This window comes from Rhizobium sp. 05N430 (genome assembly GCF_056396985.1).
Genome location: NZ_JBFTMO010000002.1, coordinates 274,991 through 300,038 on the forward strand (window position 1 = coordinate 274,991; position 25,048 = coordinate 300,038).

The following is a 25,048-nucleotide window of genomic DNA, read 5'->3' on the forward strand; positions in this document are numbered from 1 at the left end:
CACCGCGGGCGGTCGTCTATAGTCTCAGCGCACGGCTTCGCGCGTGATTGATATGTGCTGCGAGGGCATTGACCGCCTCGTCCACATTGCGCCGTTCGATGGCCTCCAGCACCTTGAGGTGCTCGCCCATGACAGGACCGACGCGGCCGTCGATGCGGAAGCGCTCCTGGCTGATCAAGCGCATCTTGATCGAGTTGACGCGGTAGGCGTTGGAAATGATCGTGTTGCCGAGCGCGTCGATAAAGGCGTCGTGCATGCCCCAGTCGACCGCCTGGGCATGGACTTCGAGCTCATGCGTTGCGTTGCCGCTCTCGATCGCCGCGACAATGTCGCGATGCTCGGCGAGCATGGCCGCAACGGTCGCGTCGGAGGCCGTCTGCGTGAACAGGGCGACGGCCTCCTTCTCGAGAAACAGGCGAAGCTGGAACGCTTCGCGGATCAGGTTGAGGTCGATATGGGCAATCTGCAGGCCGCGCTGCGGCACCGTCTTGATCAGCCCCTCCGCCTCCAGACGCGGGATGAGCTCCCTGATGGCGCCGAGCGTCAGTCCTGTGAGTTCGACCAGCCGGCGTTGGGAGACGAATTGCCCGGGACGGACGTCGCGCGCCAGCAGATGCCGGGTAAAGCTCTCATAGGCTTTCTCCCGTAGCGTCGGCTGCTCGTCGGCTCCATCCATAGGCTTCTCCTCGTACATTTCGCTCAGGCCGCCTTGGTGCGAAACAGGCTTTCGAAGGCAGAAGCGAGTTCGCGTCTGCCGCCGGCGGAAATTGACGTCAAAGGCGGACGGACTGCAAGCCATGTTTCATCGTTTGTCATGGTTGCCACCATGACTTTTACGGCGGGTGTCACGGGATGCTTCAGGAGCTCTGCAACGAAACGTTCGACGCGCGTATCGTCCTTGCCATCGACCGCCATGGCGCGGACCTCGAGCGGCGCGAAATTCGCCATGCCCGAAATCGCTCCCTGGCCGCCCAGCCGCACGCCCTTGGCGAGATGGCGCTCGTCGCCGATCAGGATGATCAGGTCGCCATGGGTCTTCAGCAGCGTTTCGGTGTAGGGCCAGTCGCCGGAGGAATCCTTGACGCCGGTGACGATCGCCGGGAAGGCAGTCCTGAGGCGGCCGATCAGATCGATGCTGAGGGCAACCATCGTCACCGAGGGAATGTTGTAGACCAGCACATCGCGCGCTTTGTCGCCCACCTGCGCGAAGACGTCGGCATACCAGGCAAAAAGCCCATCGTCGCTGACGTTCTTGAAGTAGGACGGCGGGGCAAGCAGGATGTTGCGCACGCCTTTCGAGAGTGCCTGCGCCATCTGATGGGCGGCATCCTCGGCGGCATCGACAAGCACACCGGCAACGATCTGCGACGGTTCGATCCCTGCTTCCATGAAGGCATCGAGGATCCGTGCGCGCTCTTGGGTGCCGATCGAGGCGCCTTCGCCGGTCGTGCCGAACAGCGTGACGCTGGCGCAGCCGTCTGCGAGACTCCGCCTTGCCTGCTTCACCATGACATCGGCCGCAATCGCGCCACTGCTTTTGAAAGGCGTCGCCAGAGCGACCGACAAACCAAATCCCGCCACCATTTTCTCTCCTGAAGTCAGTAATTAGAGAGCTAACATGTTAGTAATTTACTGTAAACCTGTTTGTTGTAAATGAGTGTCGGGCGTGAAGCGGCTTTTGACGGGCCGATAGGGCGCCTGCGGAAAAAAGATTGATCCGGTGCGCGTGCCCCCTTACTCGATAGGTGAGAGACAAGGATTTCCGCGATGACCGAAACAGACCCGGCCTCCGTTCCCGAGCGCAAGCGCGGCTCAGGCGTGAAGATGGTCTACGAACTGCTGCGCGACGAGATCCTCGATCTGGTCCTGCCGCCGGGTAGTCCCATCGATGAAGTGCAGTTGGCCGAGCGTTTCAAGATGTCGCGCACGCCGATTCGCGAGGCGCTTGTCCGGCTCTCGGGAGAGGGGTTGATCGATACGCTGCCGAACCGCTCGACGATGGTGGCGAATATCGACTTCCTCAATCTACACACCTTCTTCGATGCGCTTGTCTTGATGTACCGGGTGACGACGCGGCTCGCGGCTCAATATCAACGCCCCGAGGACCTTGTGGCGATCCGCGCCGCGCAGGCCCGCTTTACCGCCGCCGCCGAGGCTGGCGATGCGCTGGCGATGATCGCCACCAATGCGGCGTTGCATGCGGCAATCGCCGAGGCTGGACGCAACCCCTATTATATCAGCCTGTTCAACCGGCTGCTCGACGAGGGCCGACGTATCCTCAGGCTCTATTATCAATCCTACGGCGACCGTCTGCCGCAGCAGTTCGTCGACGAGCACGAGGATATGATTGCTGCGATCGAGGCGCGGGATATCGATGCCGCCGACAGGCTGGCCAAGGCGCATGCCGAGCAGATCGTGGCGCAGATCCAGGCGTTGTTTTCGCGAAACCAGCGGCACGATATCGATTTGTGAGACGTCGGCGATTTCTTGTCGACAAATAAAATACAAAGTGCTAGATGATATATCAGAGCTTGAGGCGCTGATACGTCCGCGCCCGTGCTGCCCCGATCATTCGCTATCCGCTGAAGGAGTTTGACATGAAGGCCAAGATCTTTTCCGGCGTCATCCCGGCGCTCATGACCCCCTGCAAGAAGGACCGGACCCCGGACTTCGACGCGCTGGTGCGCAAGGGCAAGCAGCTGATCGCCGACGGCATGTCGGCCGTCGTCTATTGCGGCTCTATGGGTGACTGGCCGCTGCTCAGCGACGCGCAGCGCATGGAAGGCGTCGAGCGCTTGGTCAAGGCCGGCATTCCCGTCATCGTCGGCACGGGTGCGGTGAACACCGCCTCGGCCGTTGCCCATGCGGCGCACGCCCAGAAGGTCGGCGCCCACGGCCTGATGGTCATCCCGCGCGTGCTCTCGCGCGGCTCGGTCATCGCCGCCCAGAAGGCGCACTTCAAGGCGATCCTGTCGGCAGCCCCGGATCTTCCGGCTGTCATCTACAACAGCCCCTATTATGGCTTCGCCACCCGCGCCGACCTGTTCTTCGCGCTGCGCGCCGAACATTCCAACCTCGTCGGCTTCAAGGAATTCGGCGGCCCGGCAGACATGCGCTACGCGGCCGAGAACATCACCAGCCGTGACGACGGCGTTTCGCTGATGATCGGTGTCGACACTGCCGTCTTCCACGGCTTCGTCAATTGCGGCGCCACCGGCGCCATCACCGGCATCGGCAACGTCCTGCCAAAGGAAGTCATCACGCTCTGCAACCTGTCGCAGGCCGCGGCGAAGGGCGACGTCGATGCGCGTCAGCGGGCTCTGGAGCTGGAACAGGCTCTCGCCGTCCTCTCCTCCTTCGATGAAGGTCCGGATCTCGTCTTGTTCTTCAAGCACATGATGGTGCTGAAGGGCGACGAGGAATACACGCTGCATTTCAACGAGAGCGACACCCTCAACGACAGCCAGCGCGGCTATGTCGAGAGCCAGTTCAAGCTGTTCAACAGCTGGTACGGCGAGTGGAGCAAGCTTCCGGGCGCGGTTGCAAAGTATAAGGCTTGAGACTTTTCTAGGTCTGAGTTTTGAGGCGGCTGGAGGCAACTCCGGCCGCTTTTGTTTTGAGCGGTTGTCTTTACGTCTCCCTCATTCCTCTGCTCGTCACAGGAATCCAGTCACCGCGCGTCTGCGCGGTGGGAAGAGTCTTTTCGGCCCAAGGGCTTGGGCGGGCTGGATCCCTGTGACAAGCACAGGGATGAGGGGAGTTTGCGGAGCGCTGCCCGCTTCAATATGCCAAGTCGGCGTTGGCGCTGAAGTGCAGGCGTCGCCTACTTAACCAACCGAATCCAACCCAAGCGCAAGCTGCCGGTCGAGCTGCTCTATCTCCGCCTTCGTCAACACAATCCCCTCAGCAAGCGACTTAACCCGCGCCGTATAGCGGCGTTGCGAGGGAAGGCGAGCGCCCTGGCCAGCGATGGCCTCGAAGAGAACTTCGGCGCGGGCGAACGGGTCTCCGGCGCGACCTGATGCAAAGGCCTGTGGCGAGAAGGCAAGCACCAGTTCGCCGTGGCGCGGCGCCAGGGTCGTGGTGCCAAGATAGTCGAGCACTTCGGGGCTGGTGAGGTCGCCGATCATGATACCGGCCAGCAGTTCGACCATTGTGCTGATCGCCGAACCCTTATGGCCGCCGAAGGGCAGCATGGCGCCGGCGAGTGCGGCTTCAGGCTCGATCGTCGGTTCGCCATCGGCGTCGATCGCCCATCCCTCCGGCAGTTTCTTGCCGGCGCGGCGGTGAAGCTCGATCTCGCCACGGGCGGCGACCGAGGTGGCGAAATCATAGACGTAGGGCGTCTTGTCCGGGCGCGGCCAGCCGAAGGCGAGCGGATTGGTGCCGAGCAGCGGCTTGTTGCCGCCAGCCGGCGCCACCGTTGCGTAGCTTGGGCACATGACGATTGCTGCGAGGCCTTCGGCTGCGACAGCCTCGACCTCCGGCCAGAGAGCCGAGAAATGCGTGCAGTCGTTGATAACGAGCGCCGCGAGGCCGGAGGCGCGGGCACGTTCTGCCAGCAGCGGCAGACCAAGCTCGAAGGCCGGATTGGCAAAGCCGCCCTTGGCGTCCACCTTGACGATTGCCGAGCCATCACGCTGGGCGAGTACCTCAGGCACGGCATCGGGTGTCACCTTGCCGGCCTTGATGGTGCGCAGCACGCCCTCGATACGGTAGATTCCGTGCGACTTGCAGGCATCACGTTCGCCGGCGGTGATGACGCGGGTGACCGCCTCGGCCTGGACGCCGTTCATGCCGGCCTTCCTGAAAATGGCGACGACGCGTGCCTGCAGTTCGCCGGCCGTGAAAATCGAAGTGTCAGTCATCAATGCGGCTCCTCAGCCCTTGGCCCCGAGTTGCTGATCGACCAGCGCCAGCCAATAGTTGACCCCGTGGATGATCGCCTCGTCGTTGAAATCATAGGCGGGGTTGTGCAGGTCCGCACTATCGCCGTTGCCGAGCCAGATGAAGGCGCCGGGGCGCTTCTCCAGCATGTAGGAGAAATCTTCCGAGCCCATGGTCTGCGGGTAGTCGTCGTTCACGCGCCCCTTGCCGGCCACGCGTTCGGCTGCGGCGACCGCGACCCTGGTCTTTGCCACATCGTTGACGGTGACCGGGTAGCCGGGGCGCCAGTCGATCTGGGCCTCGGCGGAAAACACCTTGGCGGTCATCGTCACCACCTCGCGGAAGCGCGCTTCGACGGCCTTGCGCGTCTCCGGCTGCATCGTGCGGATGGTGCCGCCGATCTGGACGGCCGCCGGGATGACGTTGAGCGCCCGGTCATTGCCGCCGTTGACATAGGTGATCGAAAGAACCACCGGATCGAAGGGATCGATGAAGCGCGACGTGATCGACTGCAGCGCGGTGATCATATGCGCCATGACGATGACCGGGTCGTGGCTGAGATGTGGCGAGGCTGCGTGGCCACCTTTGCCGTTGATGGTGATGATGAAACGGTCGCCGCCTGCCATGATCGGGCCGCTGCGGATGGCAAAGGAGCCGACAGCAAGGCCGGGCTCGTTATGCATGCCATAGACTTCCTCGATGCCGAAGCGTTCGAGCACGCCTTCCTCGATCATTACCCGGCCGCCGCCGCCGCCCTCTTCTGCCGGCTGGAAGATGAGCACGGCCTTGCCGGCGAAGTTGCGGTTGGCGGCGAGATGTTTGGCAGTGGCGAGCAGCATGGCGGTGTGGCCGTCGTGGCCGCAGGCATGCATCATGTTCTCGACCTTGGAGGCATGCGGCAGGTTGGTCTGTTCCGACATCGGCAGCGCATCCATGTCGCAGCGCAACGCAATCGTCTTGCCGGCGCCGAGCTTGCCGTTGATGACCGCGACAACGCCGGATTTCGCCAGGCCGCTGACCACCTCGTCGCAGCCGAAGGATGTCAGCTTGCCGATGACGAGCGCTGATGTCACGGGCAGATCGAAAAGCAGTTCCGGATGCTGATGAATGGTACGGCGCCAGCCCTTTGCCTCTTCGGCAAGGGCGGCGAGGGACGGATCGGATGTCATGGAGCCTCCAGGAAACGCATTCGCTTGACTGTCAGCAAGGGCATAGCCCGGCATCAGGCCGTTTTCCAGAACGCAGTCAATTAAAGCTGGACTTTTTCGCCATCTCACCCAATTGGGGGCGGCAGAATCGTTATGAATAATCAATTCTATTCTGATCGGCGGATGGGACAATCGATGTATCGCGAAGAAACAATTCCTGGACTTGTCATAAAGCTCGTCTCGGTTGCTAATAAAGTGACGGATCTTTCAGATGTGGGAAAGAGAGATCTGGTGAAGGATACCGTCTCCCGGGTTGAGACCATCTGCGAATTGCTTGATGATGACAAAGACAATCTCCGCGTGATCGCGGATGAGTTGTGGGATGCTGTGGTCGATCTTGGTGCCGGCAAGAGCACAAACGCCCAGCTGCGCGCAGCACTCCTTGGTCTGGCGGCCGCTGCCGCGGATCTGCATGGCGCCTCCAGGGATGGCGCTGCGCTATCACCCGCGCAGGATGTGCCGGTTCGCATCATTCATTAGTCCTGTCTGCGCTCGCCTGCATAAATTAGCGCCACCGAACGCTTGACATCGCGGCCGTTAAGGCCGAAGCCGCCTGCGGCATCGATCATGCCGCAGGCGCGAGGAAATACCCGATAATGAAACCGAATTCAGCCACGGCGGCCGCCGGCAATATCGTCATGACCGGCATCGTCTTCATGCTGATCGGCGATCTGCTTTTCGCGCTCAATGACGCGATGGGCAAATGGCTGGTGGCGAGCTTTGCCGTCGGGCAGGTCTTGGTCATCCGCTCGCTCGGCGCTTTCTTCGTGCTCGGCCCGATGATCGTCCGCCAGGGTCCGCGGGCGCTTTTCAATGTGGAGCAGAAACGCCTGCAGCTGATGCGCGTCTGCATGGCCACATTTGACGTCGGGCTGTTCTATGCGGCCGTTGCCTATCTGCCGCTGGCCGACGTCATGACCTTCTATATGGCCGGGCCGATCTATGTTGCCGCACTTTCGCATTTCTTCCTCGGCGAGAAGATCGGCTGGCGGCGCTGGCTTGCCGTTTTCATCGGTTTCGTTGGTGTCGTAATCGCGCTACGGCCATCGACGGCGATGCTCTCACTGCCATCAATCTTCGGCCTCGTCGGCAGCTTCGCCTTCGCGCTGACCCTTGTTATGAACCGCTATCTGCGCTCCACCAGCGATACGACCCTGGTGACGTGGCAGACGATCGCCGCCCTTGCAACCGGCATCGTGCTGGTCGTGCTAACCGGTGACTGGCGAAACGTGACGCTTATCGATCTCGGCGGCATGCTGCTTCTCGGCGTTGTCGCCACCTGCGCGCATCTGCTGATCACCCGCGCGTTGAAGCTGGCGCCCGCCTCGCTGCTGGCGCCGCTGCAATACACGCTGCTACTCTGGGCGATCGTGCTCGGCTACGTCTTTTTCAACGATGTGCCGGATACGCAGATTATTGTCGGCGCCGCCATCATCGTCTTCGCCGGGCTGTTCATCTTCCACCGCAAGAATATCAAGGGCACCGTGCCTGCCGAAGCCGTGCCGCCGGATGGCCACTAGCTCTCAGTGCCCTCCAGGTGCCGCATCCTGCTTGAGATCGATGCGCCGAAGGATCAGCGCTAGCGGCACCATCAGCGCTGAGATCACCATCAGGACGTGGAAGACGTCGATATAGGCAAGATAGCTCGCTTGGGTCTGCACTTGATGGCCGATCCAGCCCATCGCCTGCGACTGCGCATCGAGCAGGCTTGAGCCGCGACCGGCGAAGAATTGCGTCGCTTGATTGAACGCGTTCGTATAGCCGGGTTCCGACGGAATGACATGCTCGACCAGCCGGCTCTGGTGCCATTGCTCGCGGTGGGCCAGCACATTGGAGGCGATCGAGACGCCGATCGAGCCGCCGGTATTGCGCGCCGCGTTGATCAGCGCGGAGGCCTGGTCAGTCTGATCGGGCCGCAGACCGTCATAGGATGCGGCGGTGATCGGAATGAAGATCAGCGGCAGGCCGAGGCCGAGATAAAGCCGCGACCATACGAAGAAGCCGAAGTTCAGATCGGCATTCAGCCGCGACATGTCCCACATCGCCAGCGCGATGATCGCCATGCCGATGGCGATCAGATATTTCGGCTGGACCATCGATGTCAGGCGTCCGGCGGCAAACATCATCATCATCGTCACAAGGCCGCCGGGCGACAGGGCAAAGCCGGCCCAGGTCGCGGTGTAACCGAAATTGGTCTGCAGCACCTGCGGCACGAATTGCGTCGTGGCAATCAGGATCGCGCCGGTTGCCAGCATGACGATGACGCAGGCGCCGAACTGGCGGCTGGCAAGCAGCCGGACATCGATCACAGGATTTCGATGGGTCATCAGCCACGGGATGGCAAAGGCAAGGGCCAGCAGGCAGACTGCGGCCGTGGCGATGATGAAGTTCGAGCCGAACCAATCCTCCGTCTGCCCGCGGTCGAGCGCCAGTTCCAGCGCGCCGAGGAATGTTGCGACCAGTAGGAAGCCGGTAATGTCAAAACGCGTGCCTTTGCTGCGCATCTCCGCGCGCTCCCTGCGAAGCGATTCCGGCTCCTGCACCAGCATGTACACGAGGATGAAGGCGAAGACGCCGACCGGTCCGTTGATCAGGAAGCACCAGTGCCAGGAGAAATTGTCGGAGAGATAGCCGCCGAGCGTCGGGCCGATCACCGGGGCGACGACGACGGCGACGCCGAACATCGCGAAGGCTTGGCCGCGCTTGGAGGGCGGGAAGGAGTCGGCGAGGATCGACTGCGATATCGGCACCATGCCACCACCGGCAAAGCCCTGGATCATCCGGAAAACCAGCAGCGACTCGAGATTCCAAGCAAGGCCGCAGCAGATCGAGGCGACGGTGAAGGTGGCAAGGCAGAGCAGATAGAAGCGCCTGCGGCCATAGCGCTTGGCGATGAAGCTGGAGGCGACCAGAATGATGGCATTGGAAACCAGATAGGTGGTGACCACCCAGGACGCTTCATCCGCGCTGACCGCGAGGCCGCCGGAGATGTAGCGCAGCGCCACGTTGGCGATCGTCGTGTCAAGCACTTCCATGAAGGTCGCGAGCGATACGACCATCGCGATCAGCCATGGGTTCGATGCCCCGAACGCGGCTGTGGGCGCGCTTCCGGCCGTCGTTGCGGCGCTGCTCATCTCAATGCCTCGGCCGGACCGTCACCGTCGGCACGACCGACATGCCGGGGCCGATGGCGATATCCTTCGGCCAGTCGTCGGCGACGATCTTCACCGGCACACGCTGGGTGACCTTTACATAGTTGCCGGTGGCATTTTCAGCCGGCAGCAGCGAGAAGGCGGTGCCTGAGCCGGGCTGCACGGAATCCACCTTGCCCCTCAGCAGATGATCCGGATAGGCGTCGATCGTCACATCGACGGGCTGGCCGGGACGCATGTCGGTGAGCTGCGTTTCCTTGAAATTGGCGGTGATCCAGATCTCGTCGGGAACGAACATGGCTATTGCCTGACCCGCCTGCACATACTGGCCCTTCGAGCCGCTGAGCTTGACGACCCGGCCCGGCTGAGCCGCAGTGATGGTCGTGTAGTCGAGGTTCTGCTGCGCCGCTTCCACCTCCGCCTCAGCTTGGTGAAGGGTGGCGATCGCGCTCGCCTTCTGCGCTTCGGCGGCGGCCTGGTTCTTCACCGCGGAGGTGACGCTTGCCTGCGACTGGACGAAATTCGCCTGGTTCTGCCGTAACGTCGATGCGGCCTGCTGGGCGGACTGTTCGGAACCGGCGCCGCTCTTGACCAATTGCTGCTGCCGGCTGTTTTCATCATTGGCATATTGGAGGGCTGCGGCGGCCGAGGTCTGCTGCGCCTTCGCTTCGTCGATCGCCGCACCGGCGGCGGCGATCTGCGCTTCGGCACTCGATATTGCCGCTTTCGCGACGCCGATCTGGCCGTTCGATTGATCGAGGGCAATCTGGTAGTCGCGTGGATCGATCTTGACGATGACGGCGCCGGCATCGACATGCTGGTTGTCGGAGACGGGAACATCGGCAACATAGCCGGAAATCTTGGCAGCGACCGAGAAACTGCGCGCATCGATGAAGGCGTCATCGGTGCTCTCATAGGGATGGAAATAAACCAGCCAGACCACATACCCGATGACCGCGACGGCCGCGATCGCAACGGCGATGAAGAGCGCCGCCAGCGGATGGCGCCGGATAATCGACGGTTTCTTTTCCTCTTTGCCGGTGGGCTCAGCGTCTGCGCTGTCCTTCGGTTCCTCGCGTTGATCTTCGTCCAGTTGCGGTGCGGTGCGCTGTTTCTGGTCCACGGCGGATCTCGGTCGTTGATGGAGGAATAGCGCCAGAACGCATCAACCGGGCTTTCAGTTCCTGGCCGCCGACTGCCGTCCCTGCGGCTTTTTGGGCACTGCAATTGCGCCGGAGAATTTGTCGCATTCTGCGGCTAAACATCGCTTGACACAGAATTGGCGCAAGTATCTGAATGGTTACAAGAGGAGCGGGCGGGTCGCGGCGCGCCGTGCAAGCAGGAGGATTATTTCGAGATGTTGAGATTTGCGGTCATCGGGATCGATCATGGGCACACGTTCGATCACGTCAAAGGATTGCTTGCGGCCGGCGGAGAATTCGTTGGCTACTGCCCGAAAACCTCGGTTCCGGCGCTGCGCGAAAACTTCGAGAAAACCTACCCGGATACCCCGCAGATCGATCGCGAGCAGCTGTTTGCCGATCCGTCGATCGATGTCATCTGCATCGCCGCCATCCCGCGTGACCGTGCAGGCCTTGCGATCCGCGCCATGAAGGCGGGGAAGGACGTGATGACCGACAAGCCGGGCGTCACCACCTTCGCCCAGCTTGAAGAGGTGAAGAAGACGGTTGCCGAGACCGGCCGCATCTTCTCGATCTGCTTTTCCGAGCGCCATTGCGTTCGCTCCGCCGTCAAGGCGGGAAAGCTGGTCAAGGAAGGCCGGATCGGCAAGGTCATTCAGACGATTGGCATGGGACCGCACAAGCTGCAGCTGCCGACACGGCCGGACTGGTTCTTCGATCCGGAAGCCTTTGGCGGCATCATTGTCGATATCGCTTCGCATCAGGTCGACCAGTTCCTGTTTTACACAGGCTCGACCACGGGCGAGGTCGTGGCCAGCTCGATCGGTAATTTCGGCATGCCCGATAAGCCGAAATTCGAGGATTTCGGCGAAGTGCTGCTGCGCTCCGACCGGGGGTCAGGCTATGTCCGCGTCGATTGGTTCACACCCGAAGGGCTTGGCACCTGGGGCGATGGCCGTCTGACCATCCTCGGCACCGAAGGCTATATGGAGCTGCGCAAGTACATCGATATTTCCGGGCGTCCCGGCAAGGACCATCTCTTCCTGGTCAACGGCAAGGAAAACATCCACATCGACTGCAGCGATGAGAAACTCGACTATTTCGACGCCTTCAGCGCCGATGTGCGCGATCGCAGCGAGACCGCGATGCTGCAGACCCATGTCTATGAAGTCTGCCGGCTGTCGCTGGAGGCGCAGACCAATGCCGTCAGGCTCGGCGGACGATAGGAGAGCCTGCCATGACACAGAAATTGCGCGTCGGCGTGATCGGAGCCGGTATCGCTGCCCGGCATCTTGCGGGCTTCGACTGGAACAAGGATTTGTTCGAAGTGCCTGTCCTCTGCTCGCTGGACGAGGAGCGCGGGCGCGAACTCTGCGCGACCCACGGCATCGGCGAATATACGCAGGATGCCGATACGCTTTTTGCCCGCGATGACCTCGATGTCATCGACATCTGCACGCCGCCGGACACGCATTTCGCGCTCTGCAAGAAGGCAATAGAGTCAGGCAAGCATGTGATCTGCGAGAAGCCGCTGTTCGGTTCGATCGCCGAGGTCGACGAGATGACCGGGATCGTCGCGCGCGCCGGCGGCAAGATGCTGATGCCGATCTTCCAGTATCGCTACGGTTCCGGCCTGCAGAAGCTGAAGCGGCTGATCGAACTCGGCCTTACCGGACGCCCGTTCCTGACGACGATTGAAACGCATTGGTGGCGCGGCCCGGATTATTATGCCGTTCCATGGCGCGGCAAATGGAAGAGCGAGCTCGGCGGCGGGCTTCTCGGCCACGCCATCCACGCGCACGATATGCTGAACTATGTGCACGGCGCTTGCGCCGAGGTGTTTTCCTATGGCGCGACGCTGGTCAATCCGATCGAGGTCGAGGACACGTCGGCCATTTCGGTGAAGATGCAGAACGGCTCGCTGGCGGCGCTGTCGATGACGCTGGGGTCGCGCAAGGAAATCTCGCGGCTGCGCTTCTGCTTCCACGATGTCGTCGCCGAAAGCATTCTGGAGCCCTATACGATGGGCCGCGATCCCTGGACTTTCATCGCCGGGACCGAGGAACATCAGAAGCGTGTCGATGACGCCCTTGCAGGTTACGAGGTCAAGGAAGACGGCTATACCCGCCAGTTCGAGCTGTTCCATCAGGCAATCACTGATGGCACGGAGCCGCCGGTGACGCTGCAGGACGCGCGCAATTCTCTGGAACTGGTGACAGCAGCCTATGACTCGCAACGAACCGGTAAGCCGACTCCGCTGCCGATCACGGCGGAGCATCCGCTTTATCGTTCCTGGCTGCCGGAAGGGTAGTTCGATCCACCCCCATCTCTGTGACATCCCGTGGGCGCAGCCCTGAGGGCAAAAAGATGAGGGTATTGGCGAGGGCAAGATCGCAAGATGCGGCCCTCGCAAGTCCTACGACGGGATAGACCCCAGCGCGTAGAGGATCCCGCGCAGCTCTGCCAGGCCGCGCATGCGGCCGATCGCCGGATAGCCGGGCGTGACGGTCTTGTTGAGGTCGTCGAGCATGCGGTGGCCGTGGTCGGAGCGGAAGACGATCTCGTCCTTGGCGCTACGCTTGCTGTCTTCGGCAACGAGTTCCTTCAGCACTGCGACCATGTCGACATCGCCCTCCAGATGGGCGCTTTCGTGGAAAGTGCGGCCGTCTCCTTCGCGCTTGGTGGCGCGCAGGTGGGCGAAATAGATGCGCGAGGCGAAACGCCTTGCGATCGCGGGCATATCGTTTTCGGCGCGGACGCCAAGGCTGCCGGTGCAATAGCACATACCGTTTGCAGGCGAGGGCACGGCGTCGAAGAGCGCCGCATAATCCTCGGCATTCGAGGCGATACGCGGCAGGCCGAAGAGCGAGCGTGGCGGATCGTCCGGATGCAGCGTCAGCTTGACGCCACGCGCTTCGGCAGCCGGCGTCACGGCCTGCAGGAATTCGATCAGATGCTGGCGAAGCTTCGCGGCATCGATGCCGGCATAGCTCGATAGCTTGTCGCGAAAGCCGGGGATGGTCAGCGGCTCGGTCGTGGAGCCCGGCAGGGCGGAGGTGATGATGCGGGTGATCTCGGAGATCTCTTCCTCGCTCATCTCGTCATAGACCTCGCGTGCCCGCTGCTGGTCTTCAGCCGAGTAATCGTTTCCGGCGCTCTGGCGCTGCAGCACGAAGAGATCGAAAGCTGCAAAGCGCTCGTGGTCGAAGCGCATGGCGGTGGCGCCTGTCGGCGTGATGTAGTCGAGTTCGGTACGGGTCCAGTCGACGACCGGCATAAAATTGTAGCAGACGATCGGGATATCGTTGGCTGCGACCGCTTCGAGGCTGGCGATCCAGGCCTCGATCTCGGCCTTCGCCTTGCCGCCCTTGCGCTTGACGGCATCGGGGATCGGGATGCTTTCGACGACGGACCAGACGAGCGGCGAACGCCCGGCGGGTGTCGTCTCGATCATCGACTTGCGCTCGGAGACTTCCTTTTCCGTCCAGGCGCGGCCGATTGGGACCTGGTGCAGCGAAGAGACAATGTTGGTGGCGCCGGTCTGGCGCACCTCGTCCAGTGTCACCGGGGCTTCGGGCCCAAACCATCTCCATCCTTGCCGCATCGATTTCCTCCTCGTCAGTCGCTTCTATATTTTTGGCTTCTAGCAGAAATAATCGGGATAGCGGGTGCGCAGCTCCACCACATCTGGGATGACGGCGCTGAGGTGATGCAGGATCGCCTCGCGGGCAGCATCGACGTCATGACTGGCGATCGCATCGCGGATGACGATATGCTCGCGCACCACATTGTCCATGCGCCCCAGCGCCGGCAGCGTCAGGCGGCGGGCGCGGTCGATCTGCACTTTCACGGTCTTCAGGATCGTCCAGATACCGGGATAGCCGGCAATCCGGGTGATCGCCTCATGGAAGGCTTCGTCTTCCTCGTGAAAGCCTGATGTGTCGCCCAGCGAAGCCAGCGATTTCTGCCTGCTGATGATCATATCGAGCCGCTCGATATCGGCGGGTGTTGCGTTGCGCGTCGCGGCTTCGATGGTCGTCGTTTCCAGCGCCTTGCGCACGACAACGGCTTCGGGAATGGCCGAAACGGGAACCCGGGAAACGACAGTGCCCGACTGCGGGTAGATATCGACGAGCCCGCCTTCGGCAAGCCGCAGCAGTGCCTCGCGCACCGGGGTACGGCTGACACCGAATTCTTCGGCGATCTTCTTTTCCTGGAGGGCCATGCCGGGCGGCATGCGCAGTGAGACGATGTCGGCGTAGAGCTGGTTGAAAATGGCATCGGCCGTTGTCACACGGCGTAGCTTCGCCGGTCTTTCCACTGCGGGCGGAAAGTCGATCGCTTCGGAGCCGGATGCCTGCCGCATGCTATTTCCTGCACGTTGACTCTGTTGTGCATACTAGTATATCAATCCTCATCCATTGCCAAGGCTTGCCGATGAGGAGCGGTCGCTTTGCAAGGCTTTCAACCGCTTTTCGGCGGTTGGCCGGCGTTTTGATCTCGCCTGGCAGATCACGGGAGAGCAGGCTGTCTGGGCTCGTCCGCAGACGCCGCACAAGAGGAGGAGACACCCATGAACATTACGCGCAGAACATTCGTGAGTACCGCCGCGGGCGTTGCCGTTGCCGGCATGCTGCCCAGCCATCTGTTTGCCCAGGCGAAGAAGCCGGCGAGCCCGGTGACGATCACCATCGCCGACGTTGCCGGCAATCTTGCGCTGACGCAGGGCATGTTCGAAGCCTATGCCGCCGAAAAGGCCGACTGGGTGTCGAGCTTCGCCTTCACCAAGGCGCCGGCCCCGGAACTGCCCGGCAAGATCAAGGCGCAGCAGGCGGCAGGCAAGGTCGATATCGATCTTGTGCTGACCGGCACCGACGCGCTTTCGGCTGGTGTCGACCAGGGTCTCTGGATCGATCTCGGCGCGCATAAATCCGAGCTTCCCAATCTTGAAAGCACCCTGCAGCCGCAGGCCTTCAAGATGCAGGGCCTTGCCAAGGATCAGGGTGTCGTCATCACCTACTACCCGTCCGGCCCGCTGATCGAATACATGCCGGACAAGGTGGCGACGCCGCCAAAGACGGCGCAGGAGCTGCTCGACTGGACGAAGCAGAACAAGAACAAGTTCCTCTACGCCCGCCCTGCCAATTCCGGCCCCGGCCGCACGCTGCTGATGGGTCTTCCGTACCTTCTCGGCGACAGCGATCCGCGTGATCCCGCCAAGGGCTGGACGAAGACCTGGGAATATCTGGCCGCTCTCGGCGAGAACATCGAATACTACCCGACCGGCACCGCCGTGGTGTTCAAGGAACTCGGCGAAGGTACCCGTGACATCGTGGCCACGACGACGGGCTGGGACATCAACCCGCGCGCCCTCGGCATCGTTCCCGCCGAAGCCAAGGTGCAGAAGCTCGACGGCTTCCATTGGGTCACCGACGCGCATTATGCGGTCATCCCGAAGGGCGTATCGGACGAGAAGATCGCGGTGCTGATGGATGTGCTGAACTACATCCTGCAGCCGAAGCAGCAGGCGATCGCCTATGACGCCGGCTATTTCTATCCGGGTCCGGCCGTCAAGGATGTCACCATCGACATGGCGCCGCAGGAAAGCCAGGACGTGATCAAGGAATTCGGCCGTCCTGAATATGCCGACTGGATCGCCAGCAACCCGCTGGAAGTGCCGCTCGAGCCCAAGCAGCTCGTCGAAGCCTTCCGCATCTGGGACGAAAAGATCGGCGCCAAGAAGGGCTGATCGCAATCCATGGCGCCGGTCATAGGGCCGGCGCCCTCATTGCCTCGATATATATGGAGTTTCGATTGAACGCGCCCGCCCAGAACGCAGCGCCGTCGTCGCGCAACAAAGCCCGTCTCGAGCTTGATGGTCTCCGCCGCTCGTTCGGCGCCTATAACGCGCTCGACGGTATCGATCTTGCGATCGAACCCGGCGAGTTCATCGCACTGCTCGGCCCGTCGGGCTGCGGCAAGTCGACGGCGCTCAACTGTATCGCCGGGCTGCTGGCACTCTCGGGCGGTGAAATCCGTCTCGGCGGCGGCCGTATCGACCAGCTGGAGCCCGAAAAGCGCGGCTTCGGCATGGTGTTCCAGAGCTACGCGCTCTTCCCGCATATGAGCGTGCGCAAGAATGTCGGCTTCGGTCTGGCGATGCAGGGCATCAAGGGGCCGGAAGCGGACAAGCGGATCAACGATGCGCTGGCGCTCGTCCGGCTCGAAAGCCAGGCAGACAAGCTGCCCGGCCAGCTCTCCGGCGGCCAGCAGCAGCGTGTTGCGATTGCGCGTGCCGTCGTCATCCGTCCGCCGATCGTCTTGATGGACGAGCCGCTATCCAATCTCGACGCCAAGCTCCGTCTTGAAATGCGCGCCGAAATCCGCGGCATTCACGACCAGATCGGCTCGACGACAATTTACGTGACGCACGACCAGGACGAGGCGCTATCGCTGGCCGATCGCATCGTCGTCATGAGCCAGGGCCATATCGAGCAGATCGGCACGCCGCAGGATCTCTACCAGCGCCCGGTCAATCTGAACGTCGCCGATTTCATGGGCTTCCGCACCCGTATCCGCGGCCGCGTCACCTCGGTGTCGGGTGACGAGGCGCAGATCGAGGTTGGCCCGGCGCGGCTGACCGGCACGATGCGCACGCCGCTTCAGGTGGGCGATGCCGCGGTGCTTTCCGTGCGCCCCGAAGATCTGGTCGCGGTCGCCGGCGATGGCATTCCCGCCACCGTCAGCAGCATGGAATATCGCGGCCGCGCCTTCTTCGGCCTGGCTAAATCCGCTGACGGCTCCGATCTTTATTTCCGCTCCGACGATGTGCTGCCGCGCGGTGCTGCGACCTTCCTGCAGCCGGCTGCAGGGCGGGCGCTACTCTTCAAGGAAACGGCTGCATGAGCGGGCCATCGCTTCGCACCCGGCTTGCGGTCCGCGGGCTCGACGGCACGACGATGCTGGTGCTGCCGGGCCTGATCTTCATGCTCGCGTTGTTCGTCTATCCCTTCTTCTATGGCGTGGTGGATTCGCTGACGCCGAAGGATGGCGGCGCGTGGTATGCGAATTACGCCAAGTTCTTCAGCGATCCCTTCCAGTACAACACCATCGGCGCTACGATGTGGCTGGCGTTGCCTGTCACCATCCTCAATCTGGCGCTCGCCGTGCCAATCGCGTTCCGCGTCCGGCTGATGCGGCGCCAGCGCCTGCTGACGACGATCCTGGTGCTGCCGATCACGCTTGGAACGGTCTTCGTCGCCGATGGCCTGCTGACGTTCCTCGGCCCGCGCGGCTGGTTCAATCAGACGCTGCTGCTGATCGGCATCCTTGATGCGCCGGTCAAGCTGACCAACAACTACTGGGGCGTCTTCGCCTCGCTGCTGATCACCGGCTTTCCCTTCGCCTTCCTGCTGACGCTCTCCTACATCACCGGCATCGATCCGGCGATCGAGCAGGCGGCGGCAACGCTGGGGGCCGGTCCGCGCAAGCGCTTCTTCCGCGTCTTCCTGCCGCTTCTGGTGCCGGGCCTCGCCGTCACCTTTTGCCTGGCATTTGTGCAGGCCTTTGCCGTCTTCCCCTCGGCGGTTCTGCTCGGTGCGCCGGCCGGGCCGACGCGCGTCATCTCGATCGCGGCCTATCAGGCTGCCTTCGAGCAATATGACCATTCACTGGGCTCGGCGATCGCGCTCATCATGGGGGCTGTCGAGCTTGTCGTCGTGGTGGCGGTTCTCGCCTGCCGCTCGTTCTTCTATCGCGGCCCTGCCGGCGGCACGAAAGGCTGAGCCATGATCCGTGACCAGGGCCTCACATCGAAAATCTGGCGCTTCGCCGTCTGGGCCGTTGCAGGACTGTTCATCCTCAACCTCTTGGCCGTCATCGCCGTCGTCATCATCAATTCCTTCTCGACGCGCTGGCTCGGCACATGGCTGCCGGCGGGCTGGACGACGCGCTGGTATTTCAGCGCCTGGAAGGAATTCCAGCTATCGAGCGTCGTGCTCGTCACCTTCCAGATCGTCTTCACGGTCACGGTGATCTCGGGCATTCTCGGGGTGCTGACGGCCTATGCGCTGGCCCGTCGCGACTTCCCCGGCAAGAAGCTGATCGTTCTGCTCTTCCTGCTGCCGCTGCTGATCCCGCCTTTGACCTACGGCATTCCGCTTGCGACCGTGCTCTATCAGCTCGGCCTCGGCGGTACGTTCTGGGGCCTCGTGCTGATCAACCTCGTGCCGTCTTTCCCCTTCGTCGTGCTGGTGATGATCCCGTTCATCGAACAGATCGATCCGCGCATCGAAGCAGCGGCCCGGGTGTTCGGGGCGGGGACCACGAGCCTCTTCATCCGCATCCTGCTGCCGCTGCTTCTGCCCGGCATGCTGGCGGCGCTGCTTCTGGTTCTGGTTCGCACCATCGCGATGTTCGAGCTGACCTTCCTGATCTCGGGGCCGACGACGCAGACGCTGGTCGTCTCGCTCTATTACGCAGTGTTTGCCTCCGGCGTTCGTGCCGCGCAGTCGATCGATGCGATGGCGGTGATCTACATGATCACGACGCTCTTCTGGCTCATCATCGCCCTGCAGTTCGTCAATCCGACGCAGATCGTCGCCCGCGCCAAGCAACAGTCGTCGCATTAGGCATTCTGGTTCGCGCTTCGCATGAAGCCGATCGTCGCGAACCAGAGGACCGCACCGATGCCGATCAGGCAGGCGGCGATCACGTACTGGACCGGATCACGGCCGGTCCAGGGGCCGACGAGGAACAGGCAGGTCGCCGCGCCGAGGACCGGCACGATGGTCGGCGTGCGGAAATGCGGGTGATCGACCTTGTCGCGGCGTAGCACCAGCACGGCGATATTGACGACGGCAAAGACGCCGAGCAGCAGCAGAGCCGTGGTTCCGCCGAGCGCCGGCACGCCGCCGGCAAACAGGATCAGGCCGACGGCCAGCAGTGACGTAAAGCCAATGGCGATATAGGGCGTCTGGCGCGCGGCATGAACCTTGCCGAGAGCGGCCGGAAGGACCTCTTCGCGGCTCATACCGTAGATCAGCCGGCTCGCCATCATCATGTTGATCAGCGCCGAATTGGCGACGGCGAACATGGTGATGATGCCGAAAATACCGATCGGGAAGTTCGGCGCGCCCGCCTGCACCACCTTCAGCAGTGGCGTCTCGCCTTCACCGAGCTCGGCCGCAGGCACCAGCGTGATCGCCGAGATGGCAACCAGCACGTAGATAACGCCTGTGATCAACAGGCCGCCGAGCAGCACCTTCGGGAAGATCCGGCTCGGCTCCTTGCATTCCTCGGCCATGTTGACGGAATCCTCGAAGCCGACCATGGCGAAGAAGGCGAGCGTCGTGGCGGCGATGACCGACCAGAACACGCCGTGCTCGCTGCTCGGCTGAAAGGTCCAGGCGCGTGATACGTCGCCCTCACCACCGGCAATCGCCCGGAATCCGATGCCGATAATGATCAGCAGGCCGGTCAGTTCGACCATCGTCAGGACAACGTTGAGCTTCACGCTTTCGCCGACGCCGCGGAAGTTGATGGCGGCGATTAGCGCGATGAAGGCGACGGCAATAAAGGTGACGCCATAGTCGCCGAATTCAAAGCCGAAGGCCTCGGAAAAATTGGCGGCAAAGGCGCGCGATGCTGTCGATGCCGAGGTGATGCCGGAGGACATGACGGCAAAGGCGATCAGGAATGTCAGGAAGTGGACGCCGAAGGCCTTGTGCGTGTAGAGCGCCGCGCCGGCCGCCCGCGGATATTTCGTCACCAGCTCGAGATAGCTGAGCGCCGTCAGCAGCGCCACCACAAAAGCAATCAGGAAAGGCAGCCAGACGACCCCGCCGACTTCGGCTGCGACCTGGCCGGTCAGCGCGTAGATGCCGGTGCCGAGAATATCGCCGACGATGAAGAGCAGCAGCAGGCCCGGTCCCATCACCCGTTGCAGTTCCGGCTGCTCCGGCAAGCTTTTCAACGGCGCTCCGCTCATCAGTTGCTCCTCGTCATCCCCGCCGCAAGCGGCTCCTCTTTTTGGAACTAGAGCGGGAATTCCGGAAGAAAAGCAGGGATTTGCTCGGGGAGCGTGCTGCATCCGCCCGGCCGGGTAGAGCGACCGACGGCGCCGAAGGGCGTTTGGCTAGATCGAAAAAGCTTCCTTCAGGCCGAAGCTCTTGCGCTCGCGAAGATCGAGGTCGGCCTCGATATGGGAGATGTGATGCACCATCAGATGGCAGGCACGGTCGAGATCGCCGGCCTCGATGGCGGTGACGATGTCGCCATGCTCGGAATGGCCGCAGCTGGAAACGGCGGACTGGCCGTAGAGGGCGATGACCAGGGATGAGCGGGCCACCAGCTCTTCCATGAAGCGCTGCATGATGGCGTTGCCCGATATCGATGCCAGCGTCAGGTGGAAGTCGCCGGAAGCCTTGATTTCGGCCCGGCGCGCTGTCTGTCCGCGCTCGCTGATCAGGCGTCCTTCTTCCTGCAGCAGCTGGCGGAGGTGCTGGATCTGCGATGGCGTGATGCGGGCGGCTGCCTCGCGCAGGATGCCCGGTTCGACGAGACGGCGGGCCGCGAAGATCTGCTTCGCTTCATCTGGCGAGGGATAGGCAACGAAGGCGCCGCGGTTTTTCTCGACGCTGACGAGCCCCTCGTAAGAGAGCGCCTGAAGCGCAGCGCGGGCCAGCGTGCGGCTGACATTGAAGAGATTGCCGACATCGGCTTCCGACAGTTTCGTTCCAGGCGCGAGCCGGCGTTCGACGATCGCGTCGCGGATTGCATCGCGGATCTGCTGGGTGCCGGTGTCGGCTGAATCGTCTGCCTGCAAAAGCGCGTTGGCTGAAGGAGTCATGAAAACGGGTACCTGATTACAGCCGCAATGATAGCCAGCTTTGCATCAGAAGTTAAACGAATTTTGCGCGCAAAATGGCGATCAAATTGTATACGATATACTGCGTAAATTGCAGACGAAAGCCTATTTCCTGTGCAGAATTTTCACTGCCTCTAATTTGCGCTTAAGCCAGTCTAATCCTGTTTTCCGTTGAATCCCATGGCTTTGACGCAGTGCAGCAGAAACTGGCACGGCAGATGCATTGTCTTACTCGAACAGGGGAAGACATGATGTCGAAAGCGGCAGAGATCGATATTGCATCCGTTTCCAAGGTCTATGGCAGCACGACGGCCGTGCATGCCATCAGCCTCAAGATCCCGGCGGGATCCTACTGCTGCTTCCTTGGTCCATCCGGTTGCGGCAAGACCTCGACATTGCGGATGATCGCCGGTCACGAGAGCATATCCTCCGGCGATGTCCGCCTCGGCAATACCGTCGTCACCGACTTTCCGCCCGCCAAGCGCGGCACGGCGATGATGTTCCAGTCCTACGCGCTGTTTCCGCATCTCGACCTGATCGACAACGTCGCCTTCAGCCTGAAGATGAAGGGCGTCGAGAAGGACGAGCGCCGGGCCAAGGCGCTCGAGATGCTGAAGCTGATGCAGATGGAGGCCTATGCGACGCGCCGGCCGGCGCAGCTCTCCGGTGGCCAGCAGCAGCGTGTGGCGCTTGCCCGCGCCCTGATTACCGATCCGGAAGCATTGCTGCTCGACGAGCCGCTATCGGCGCTCGACCCGTTTCTGAAGATCCGCATGCGCGCTGAACTCAAGAAGCTGCAGAAGACGCTCGGCATCACCTTCGTGCATGTGACGCACAGCCAGGAAGAGGCGATGGCGCTCGCCGATGTGATCGTCATCATGAACGACGGCAAGATCGAGCAGGCGGCGCCTCCGCGCGAGGTCTTCGAGCGTCCGGCGACGGCTTTCGTCGCCCGCTTCATGGGCGACCACAATGTTCTCTCGGGCCGCGTGACCTCCGTCAAGGACGACATGCTGGTGCTCGAGGCGCCGGAGGGGCAGACCTTCTCGGTGCGCGGCGACGGCAGGCTTGTGGGCGAAGCCGTCGATATCGGCATCCGTACCGATCGCGTCCGTCTTGAGGCGGCCAGCGACAAGACGCTCGGCTTCGGCGGCGTCGTTTCCAACATCGAATATCGCGGCGCGACGGTGAAACTCACCGTCATCGGTGCGGGCAGTGACGACTTCACGGTCATCGCGAGCGACGGCGATTATTTCGCCAAACCCGTATCGGTCGGCGATGCGGTGTCTCTGAGTTGGGCCCTCGAGGACGCCGTCCTCCTTGGCCGTGCATGAACCTTGCCATCAAAAAAAGGGGAACTGACATGACGACTGAAAAGACGACAACCAACACGGAGGCCGGGATTTCCCGCCGTTCGCTTCTGAAGACCGGCGCTGCGGCGATCGGTGCTGCCGCAGGCTCGGGCCTGATCACCGGCTTCCCGACGATCTGGGCGCAGTCCAACATCACGCTACGCCAGTTCGGCACAGGCGTTTCGAACCTCAACGACATCGCCGAGAAGTGCAAGGCCGACCTCGGCATCACGCTCGAGATGACGGCGACCGATTCCGATGCCGCAGCGCAGCGCGCCGTTACCCAGCCTGACAGCTACGACATCGCCGACATCGAATACTGGATCCTGAAGAAGGTCTATCCGACCGGCGTCATCCAGCCGATGGAAACCAAGAAGCTGAAATATTACGATCAGGTCGTACCGCTCTTCAAGACCGGCAAGCTGAAGGCTGACAGCGTCATCGCGCAGGGCACGGCGCCGCACACCGTCGGCTATGTCGAGGCCAAGGACGCCAAGACCTTTGCCAAGAGCGAGACCGAATTCTTCACGATGATGCCGACGATCTACAATGCCGATACGCTCGGCATCCGTCCCGATCTCGTCGGCCGCGATATCACCAGCTGGGCCGACATTCTCGATCCTGCTTTCAAGGGCAAGACCTCGATCCTCAACATTCCGTCGATCGGCATCATGGATGCGGCGATGATCATGGAAGCGGCCGGCAACATCAAATATGCCGACAAGGGCAACATGACCAAGGAAGAGATCGACAAGACGATCGACTTCCTGATCAAGACCAAGGGCGACGGCCAGTTCCGCGCCTTCTGGAAGAGCTTCGACGAGTCCGTCAACCTGATGGCATCGGGCGAAGTCGTCATCCAGTCGATGTGGTCGCCGGCCGTCGCCGCCGTCCGCTCCAAGGGCATCGCCTGCAAGTTCCAGCCGCTCAAGGAAGGCTACCGCTCGTGGGGCGGCGGTCTCGGCCTTGCCTCGCACCTCAAGGGCAAGGAACTCGACGCCGCCTACGAATACATCAACTGGTACACGTCCGGTTGGGTCGGCGGCTACCTCAACCGCCAGGGCTACTATTCCGCCTGCATGGACACCGCCAAGAAGTTCATGTCGGAAGACGAATGGGGCTACTGGATCGAGGGCAAGGCTGCAAAGGGCGACATCAAGGGCCCGGACGGCAAGGTCATGGAAAAGGCCGGTGCGGTGCGCGATGGCGGCTCCTTCGAGGAGCGCATGGGCCACGTCGCCTGCTGGAACTCGGTCATGGACGAAGACCGCTACATGGTCCGCCGCTGGAACGAGTTCATCGCTGCCTAAGGCGATTGCAAATGCCCTTCTCCCTTTGACGGGGAGAGGGGCTACCGATGTCCCTCATTCCTGTGCTCGTCACAGGAATCCAGCCAGCCCAAGTCCTTGGGCTGAAAGATTCTTCTCGCCGCGCAGACGCGCGTCGGCTGGATCCCTGTGACAAGCACAGGGATGAGGGCCGTGGGGATGCAGCCCACCGGCCAGATCAGATGGAGACCGAAGACATGGCGACGATCGCTTCTGCAGAGACAAACGAGAAAATCGGCCGCGTCCGCAGCACCGGCTTCCGCATGCCGCTTGCCGCCATCTCCTATCTCCAGGCGGTGCCACTCTTCGTCATCCTCGGCATCTTCTTCATCCTGCCGATCGCCATGATCGGTGTCGTCAGCTTCTGGGACTACGACTTCGCCGGGCTCTATCCGGCCTTCCTGACCATGAACTACACCGATACGCTCGGCTCGTGGGTCACCTGGAAGACCTATCTCAACACCCTCAAATTCACCGTTATCGTCTGGGCGCTGACGCTGTTCATCGGCTTCTGGGTCGCCTATTTCCTGGCCTTTCACATCCGCAAGACCTCGACGCAGATGATCCTCTTCCTCGTCTGCACCGTGCCGTTCATGACGTCCAACATCATCCGCATGATCTCGTGGATCCCGGTGCTCGGCCGCAACGGTCTCGTTAATTCCGCCCTCGTCTCATCAGGCATCGTGCCGCAGCCGATCGAATGGCTGCTCTATTCCGATTTCGCCGTGGTGCTTGCAATGGTCCATCTCTACACGCTGTTCATGGTGACCCCGATCTTCAACACGCTGATGCGCATCGACCGCTCGCTGTTCGAAGCGGCGCGCGATGCCGGCGCATCCGGCTGGCAGGTCCTCTGGAACGTCGTCATTCCGCTGGCAAAGCCCGGCATCGCCATCGGCTCGATCTTCGTGGTGACGCTGGTCATGGCCGATTTCTCGACGGTTCAGGTCATGTCCGGCGGCCAGAGCGCCTCGGTGGCGCTGATGATGAAGAACCAGATGTCGCTGCTGCAATATCCGGCCGCCGCCGCCAACGCCGTCGTGCTGCTGGTCGTCGTGCTGCTCATGGTCGCCGCGATCCTGCGTGTCGTCGATATCCGCAAGGAGCTTTGA

23 protein-coding genes are annotated in these 25,048 nt (G+C 62.1%); 13 read left to right on the forward strand and 10 right to left on the reverse strand.

Features of this window, described 5'->3' with window-relative positions; genetic code table 11:
* Positions 1 to 16: 16 nt before the first annotated feature.
* Together AC1DJO_RS05175 and AC1DJO_RS05180 are read right to left on the reverse strand one after the other, a co-directional pair.
* Entirely contained in the window at positions 17 to 676 is a 660-nt protein-coding gene (locus tag AC1DJO_RS05175; protein ID WP_112388701.1) for a GntR family transcriptional regulator, read from the reverse strand.
* A 23-nt stretch (positions 677 to 699) separates the two neighbouring features.
* Positions 700 to 1,584: a dihydrodipicolinate synthase family protein gene (locus AC1DJO_RS05180; protein ID WP_112388700.1), complete on the reverse strand. Its 885-nt coding sequence runs from the start codon at positions 1,582 to 1,584 to the stop codon at positions 700 to 702.
* A 183-nt stretch (positions 1,585 to 1,767) separates the two neighbouring features.
* Here AC1DJO_RS05180 and AC1DJO_RS05185 point away from each other — a divergent pair, with 183 nt between their 5' ends.
* Both AC1DJO_RS05185 and AC1DJO_RS05190 read left to right on the forward strand, forming a co-directional pair.
* Positions 1,768 to 2,472 (forward strand): GntR family transcriptional regulator, encoded by a 705-nt coding sequence (locus AC1DJO_RS05185; protein WP_112388699.1) that lies wholly within the window; start codon positions 1,768 to 1,770, stop codon positions 2,470 to 2,472.
* 125 nt (positions 2,473 to 2,597) lie between these two features.
* Entirely contained in the window at positions 2,598 to 3,560 is a 963-nt protein-coding gene (locus AC1DJO_RS05190; protein ID WP_112388698.1) for a dihydrodipicolinate synthase family protein, read from the forward strand.
* A gap of 267 nt (positions 3,561 to 3,827) precedes the next feature.
* Here AC1DJO_RS05190 and AC1DJO_RS05195 read toward each other — a convergent pair whose 3' ends face one another.
* Positions 3,828 to 4,868: an Ldh family oxidoreductase gene (locus AC1DJO_RS05195; RefSeq protein WP_112388697.1), complete on the reverse strand. Its 1,041-nt coding sequence runs from the start codon at positions 4,866 to 4,868 to the stop codon at positions 3,828 to 3,830.
* 12 nt (positions 4,869 to 4,880) lie between these two features.
* Positions 4,881 to 6,056 (reverse strand): M20 aminoacylase family protein, encoded by a 1,176-nt coding sequence (locus AC1DJO_RS05200; protein ID WP_112389033.1) that lies wholly within the window; start codon positions 6,054 to 6,056, stop codon positions 4,881 to 4,883.
* Between the two features lie 132 nt (positions 6,057 to 6,188).
* Between AC1DJO_RS05200 and AC1DJO_RS05205 the strand changes: the two genes are divergently transcribed.
* Both AC1DJO_RS05205 and AC1DJO_RS05210 read left to right on the forward strand, forming a co-directional pair.
* Positions 6,189 to 6,575, forward strand: a complete 387-nt coding sequence (locus tag AC1DJO_RS05205; RefSeq protein ID WP_148194275.1) for a hypothetical protein — start codon at positions 6,189 to 6,191, stop codon at positions 6,573 to 6,575.
* 116 nt (positions 6,576 to 6,691) lie between these two features.
* A complete protein-coding gene (locus AC1DJO_RS05210; protein ID WP_112388695.1) occupies positions 6,692 to 7,615 on the forward strand; it encodes a DMT family transporter in 924 nt (307 codons plus the stop codon).
* A gap of 3 nt (positions 7,616 to 7,618) precedes the next feature.
* On the opposite strand, the gene AC1DJO_RS05215 is transcribed toward AC1DJO_RS05210, so the two are convergent.
* A complete protein-coding gene (locus AC1DJO_RS05215) occupies positions 7,619 to 9,229 on the reverse strand; it encodes a DHA2 family efflux MFS transporter permease subunit (protein ID WP_112538242.1) in 1,611 nt (536 codons plus the stop codon).
* A gap of 1 nt (position 9,230) precedes the next feature.
* Positions 9,231 to 10,370, reverse strand: a complete 1,140-nt coding sequence (locus tag AC1DJO_RS05220) for an HlyD family secretion protein (protein WP_112388693.1) — start codon at positions 10,368 to 10,370, stop codon at positions 9,231 to 9,233.
* A 234-nt stretch (positions 10,371 to 10,604) separates the two neighbouring features.
* Between AC1DJO_RS05220 and AC1DJO_RS05225 the strand changes: the two genes are divergently transcribed.
* Both AC1DJO_RS05225 and AC1DJO_RS05230 read left to right on the forward strand, forming a co-directional pair.
* A complete protein-coding gene (locus AC1DJO_RS05225) occupies positions 10,605 to 11,615 on the forward strand; it encodes a Gfo/Idh/MocA family protein (RefSeq protein WP_112388692.1) in 1,011 nt (336 codons plus the stop codon).
* Between the two features lie 11 nt (positions 11,616 to 11,626).
* Positions 11,627 to 12,700, forward strand: a complete 1,074-nt coding sequence (locus AC1DJO_RS05230; protein ID WP_112388691.1) for a Gfo/Idh/MocA family protein — start codon at positions 11,627 to 11,629, stop codon at positions 12,698 to 12,700.
* A 105-nt stretch (positions 12,701 to 12,805) separates the two neighbouring features.
* Here the strand turns inward: AC1DJO_RS05230 and uxuA are convergent, their stop codons facing one another.
* Together uxuA and AC1DJO_RS05240 are read right to left on the reverse strand one after the other, a co-directional pair.
* A complete protein-coding gene (gene uxuA, locus AC1DJO_RS05235) occupies positions 12,806 to 13,993 on the reverse strand; it encodes a mannonate dehydratase (protein WP_112388690.1) in 1,188 nt (395 codons plus the stop codon).
* Positions 13,994 to 14,032: 39 nt separating this feature from the next.
* Positions 14,033 to 14,755: a GntR family transcriptional regulator gene (locus AC1DJO_RS05240; protein ID WP_112388689.1), complete on the reverse strand. Its 723-nt coding sequence runs from the start codon at positions 14,753 to 14,755 to the stop codon at positions 14,033 to 14,035.
* A gap of 207 nt (positions 14,756 to 14,962) precedes the next feature.
* Between AC1DJO_RS05240 and AC1DJO_RS05245 the strand changes: the two genes are divergently transcribed.
* From AC1DJO_RS05245 to AC1DJO_RS05260, 4 genes are read left to right on the forward strand one after another with little or no spacing between them, the layout of a single operon-like run.
* Positions 14,963 to 16,138: an extracellular solute-binding protein gene (locus tag AC1DJO_RS05245; protein WP_112388688.1), complete on the forward strand. Its 1,176-nt coding sequence runs from the start codon at positions 14,963 to 14,965 to the stop codon at positions 16,136 to 16,138.
* Between the two features lie 53 nt (positions 16,139 to 16,191).
* Positions 16,192 to 17,295 carry an ABC transporter ATP-binding protein gene (locus tag AC1DJO_RS05250; protein ID WP_112388687.1) on the forward strand — a complete coding sequence of 368 codons (1,104 nt, stop codon included), beginning with the start codon at positions 16,192 to 16,194 and terminating at the stop codon, positions 17,293 to 17,295.
* Positions 17,292 to 18,173, forward strand: coding sequence for an ABC transporter permease (locus AC1DJO_RS05255; protein ID WP_112388686.1), 882 nt, complete (start codon positions 17,292 to 17,294; stop codon positions 18,171 to 18,173). Before AC1DJO_RS05250 ends, AC1DJO_RS05255 begins: the two co-directional genes overlap by 4 nt.
* A gap of 3 nt (positions 18,174 to 18,176) precedes the next feature.
* Positions 18,177 to 19,019 (forward strand): ABC transporter permease, encoded by an 843-nt coding sequence (locus AC1DJO_RS05260; RefSeq protein ID WP_112388685.1) that lies wholly within the window; start codon positions 18,177 to 18,179, stop codon positions 19,017 to 19,019.
* Here AC1DJO_RS05260 and AC1DJO_RS05265 read toward each other — a convergent pair.
* Both AC1DJO_RS05265 and AC1DJO_RS05270 read right to left on the reverse strand, forming a co-directional pair.
* The gene (locus AC1DJO_RS05265) at positions 19,016 to 20,377 is read right to left on the reverse strand and encodes an APC family permease (protein ID WP_477969494.1); all 1,362 of its coding nucleotides are present in this window, start codon (positions 20,375 to 20,377) and stop codon (positions 19,016 to 19,018) included. The two genes, AC1DJO_RS05260 and AC1DJO_RS05265, sit on opposite strands and share 4 nt — an antisense overlap.
* Before the next feature lie 147 nt (positions 20,378 to 20,524).
* Positions 20,525 to 21,238: a GntR family transcriptional regulator gene (locus AC1DJO_RS05270; protein ID WP_112388683.1), complete on the reverse strand. Its 714-nt coding sequence runs from the start codon at positions 21,236 to 21,238 to the stop codon at positions 20,525 to 20,527.
* A gap of 269 nt (positions 21,239 to 21,507) precedes the next feature.
* Between AC1DJO_RS05270 and AC1DJO_RS05275 the strand changes: the two genes are divergently transcribed.
* The 3 genes from AC1DJO_RS05275 to AC1DJO_RS05285 all read left to right on the forward strand — a co-directional run bounded on the left by AC1DJO_RS05275 (position 21,508) and on the right by AC1DJO_RS05285 (position 25,048).
* Positions 21,508 to 22,590: an ABC transporter ATP-binding protein gene (locus AC1DJO_RS05275; RefSeq protein WP_112388682.1), complete on the forward strand. Its 1,083-nt coding sequence runs from the start codon at positions 21,508 to 21,510 to the stop codon at positions 22,588 to 22,590.
* Positions 22,591 to 22,619: 29 nt separating this feature from the next.
* The gene (locus AC1DJO_RS05280) at positions 22,620 to 23,918 is read left to right on the forward strand and encodes an ABC transporter substrate-binding protein (protein WP_112388681.1); all 1,299 of its coding nucleotides are present in this window, start codon (positions 22,620 to 22,622) and stop codon (positions 23,916 to 23,918) included.
* 215 nt (positions 23,919 to 24,133) lie between these two features.
* The gene (locus AC1DJO_RS05285) at positions 24,134 to 25,048 is read left to right on the forward strand and encodes an ABC transporter permease (RefSeq protein WP_112389032.1); all 915 of its coding nucleotides are present in this window, start codon (positions 24,134 to 24,136) and stop codon (positions 25,046 to 25,048) included.

What these genes read in the sequence shown, in the direction of transcription:
- AC1DJO_RS05175 (WP_112388701.1), bottom strand. Translation starts at nt 676, where the DNA reads ATGGATGGAGCCGACGAGCAGCCGACGCTACGGGAGAAAGCCTATGAG.
- AC1DJO_RS05180 (WP_112388700.1), bottom strand. Translation starts at nt 1,584, where the DNA reads ATGGTGGCGGGATTTGGTTTGTCGGTCGCTCTGGCGACGCCTTTCAAA.
- AC1DJO_RS05185 (WP_112388699.1), top strand. Translation starts at nt 1,768, where the DNA reads ATGACCGAAACAGACCCGGCCTCCGTTCCCGAGCGCAAGCGCGGCTCA.
- AC1DJO_RS05190 (WP_112388698.1), top strand. Translation starts at nt 2,598, where the DNA reads ATGAAGGCCAAGATCTTTTCCGGCGTCATCCCGGCGCTCATGACCCCC.
- AC1DJO_RS05195 (WP_112388697.1), bottom strand. Translation starts at nt 4,868, where the DNA reads ATGACTGACACTTCGATTTTCACGGCCGGCGAACTGCAGGCACGCGTC.
- AC1DJO_RS05200 (WP_112389033.1), bottom strand. Translation starts at nt 6,056, where the DNA reads ATGACATCCGATCCGTCCCTCGCCGCCCTTGCCGAAGAGGCAAAGGGC.
- AC1DJO_RS05205 (WP_148194275.1), top strand. Translation starts at nt 6,189, where the DNA reads ATGAATAATCAATTCTATTCTGATCGGCGGATGGGACAATCGATGTAT.
- AC1DJO_RS05210 (WP_112388695.1), top strand. Translation starts at nt 6,692, where the DNA reads ATGAAACCGAATTCAGCCACGGCGGCCGCCGGCAATATCGTCATGACC.
- AC1DJO_RS05215 (WP_112538242.1), bottom strand. Translation starts at nt 9,229, where the DNA reads ATGAGCAGCGCCGCAACGACGGCCGGAAGCGCGCCCACAGCCGCGTTC.
- AC1DJO_RS05225 (WP_112388692.1), top strand. Translation starts at nt 10,605, where the DNA reads ATGTTGAGATTTGCGGTCATCGGGATCGATCATGGGCACACGTTCGAT.
- AC1DJO_RS05230 (WP_112388691.1), top strand. Translation starts at nt 11,627, where the DNA reads ATGACACAGAAATTGCGCGTCGGCGTGATCGGAGCCGGTATCGCTGCC.
- uxuA (WP_112388690.1), bottom strand. Translation starts at nt 13,993, where the DNA reads ATGCGGCAAGGATGGAGATGGTTTGGGCCCGAAGCCCCGGTGACACTG.
- AC1DJO_RS05240 (WP_112388689.1), bottom strand. Translation starts at nt 14,755, where the DNA reads ATGCGGCAGGCATCCGGCTCCGAAGCGATCGACTTTCCGCCCGCAGTG.
- AC1DJO_RS05245 (WP_112388688.1), top strand. Translation starts at nt 14,963, where the DNA reads ATGAACATTACGCGCAGAACATTCGTGAGTACCGCCGCGGGCGTTGCC.
- AC1DJO_RS05250 (WP_112388687.1), top strand. Translation starts at nt 16,192, where the DNA reads ATGGAGTTTCGATTGAACGCGCCCGCCCAGAACGCAGCGCCGTCGTCG.
- AC1DJO_RS05255 (WP_112388686.1), top strand. Translation starts at nt 17,292, where the DNA reads ATGAGCGGGCCATCGCTTCGCACCCGGCTTGCGGTCCGCGGGCTCGAC.
- AC1DJO_RS05260 (WP_112388685.1), top strand. Translation starts at nt 18,177, where the DNA reads ATGATCCGTGACCAGGGCCTCACATCGAAAATCTGGCGCTTCGCCGTC.
- AC1DJO_RS05265 (WP_477969494.1), bottom strand. Translation starts at nt 20,377, where the DNA reads ATGAGCGGAGCGCCGTTGAAAAGCTTGCCGGAGCAGCCGGAACTGCAA.
- AC1DJO_RS05270 (WP_112388683.1), bottom strand. Translation starts at nt 21,238, where the DNA reads ATGACTCCTTCAGCCAACGCGCTTTTGCAGGCAGACGATTCAGCCGAC.
- AC1DJO_RS05275 (WP_112388682.1), top strand. Translation starts at nt 21,508, where the DNA reads ATGTCGAAAGCGGCAGAGATCGATATTGCATCCGTTTCCAAGGTCTAT.
- AC1DJO_RS05280 (WP_112388681.1), top strand. Translation starts at nt 22,620, where the DNA reads ATGACGACTGAAAAGACGACAACCAACACGGAGGCCGGGATTTCCCGC.
- AC1DJO_RS05285 (WP_112389032.1), top strand. Translation starts at nt 24,134, where the DNA reads ATGGCGACGATCGCTTCTGCAGAGACAAACGAGAAAATCGGCCGCGTC.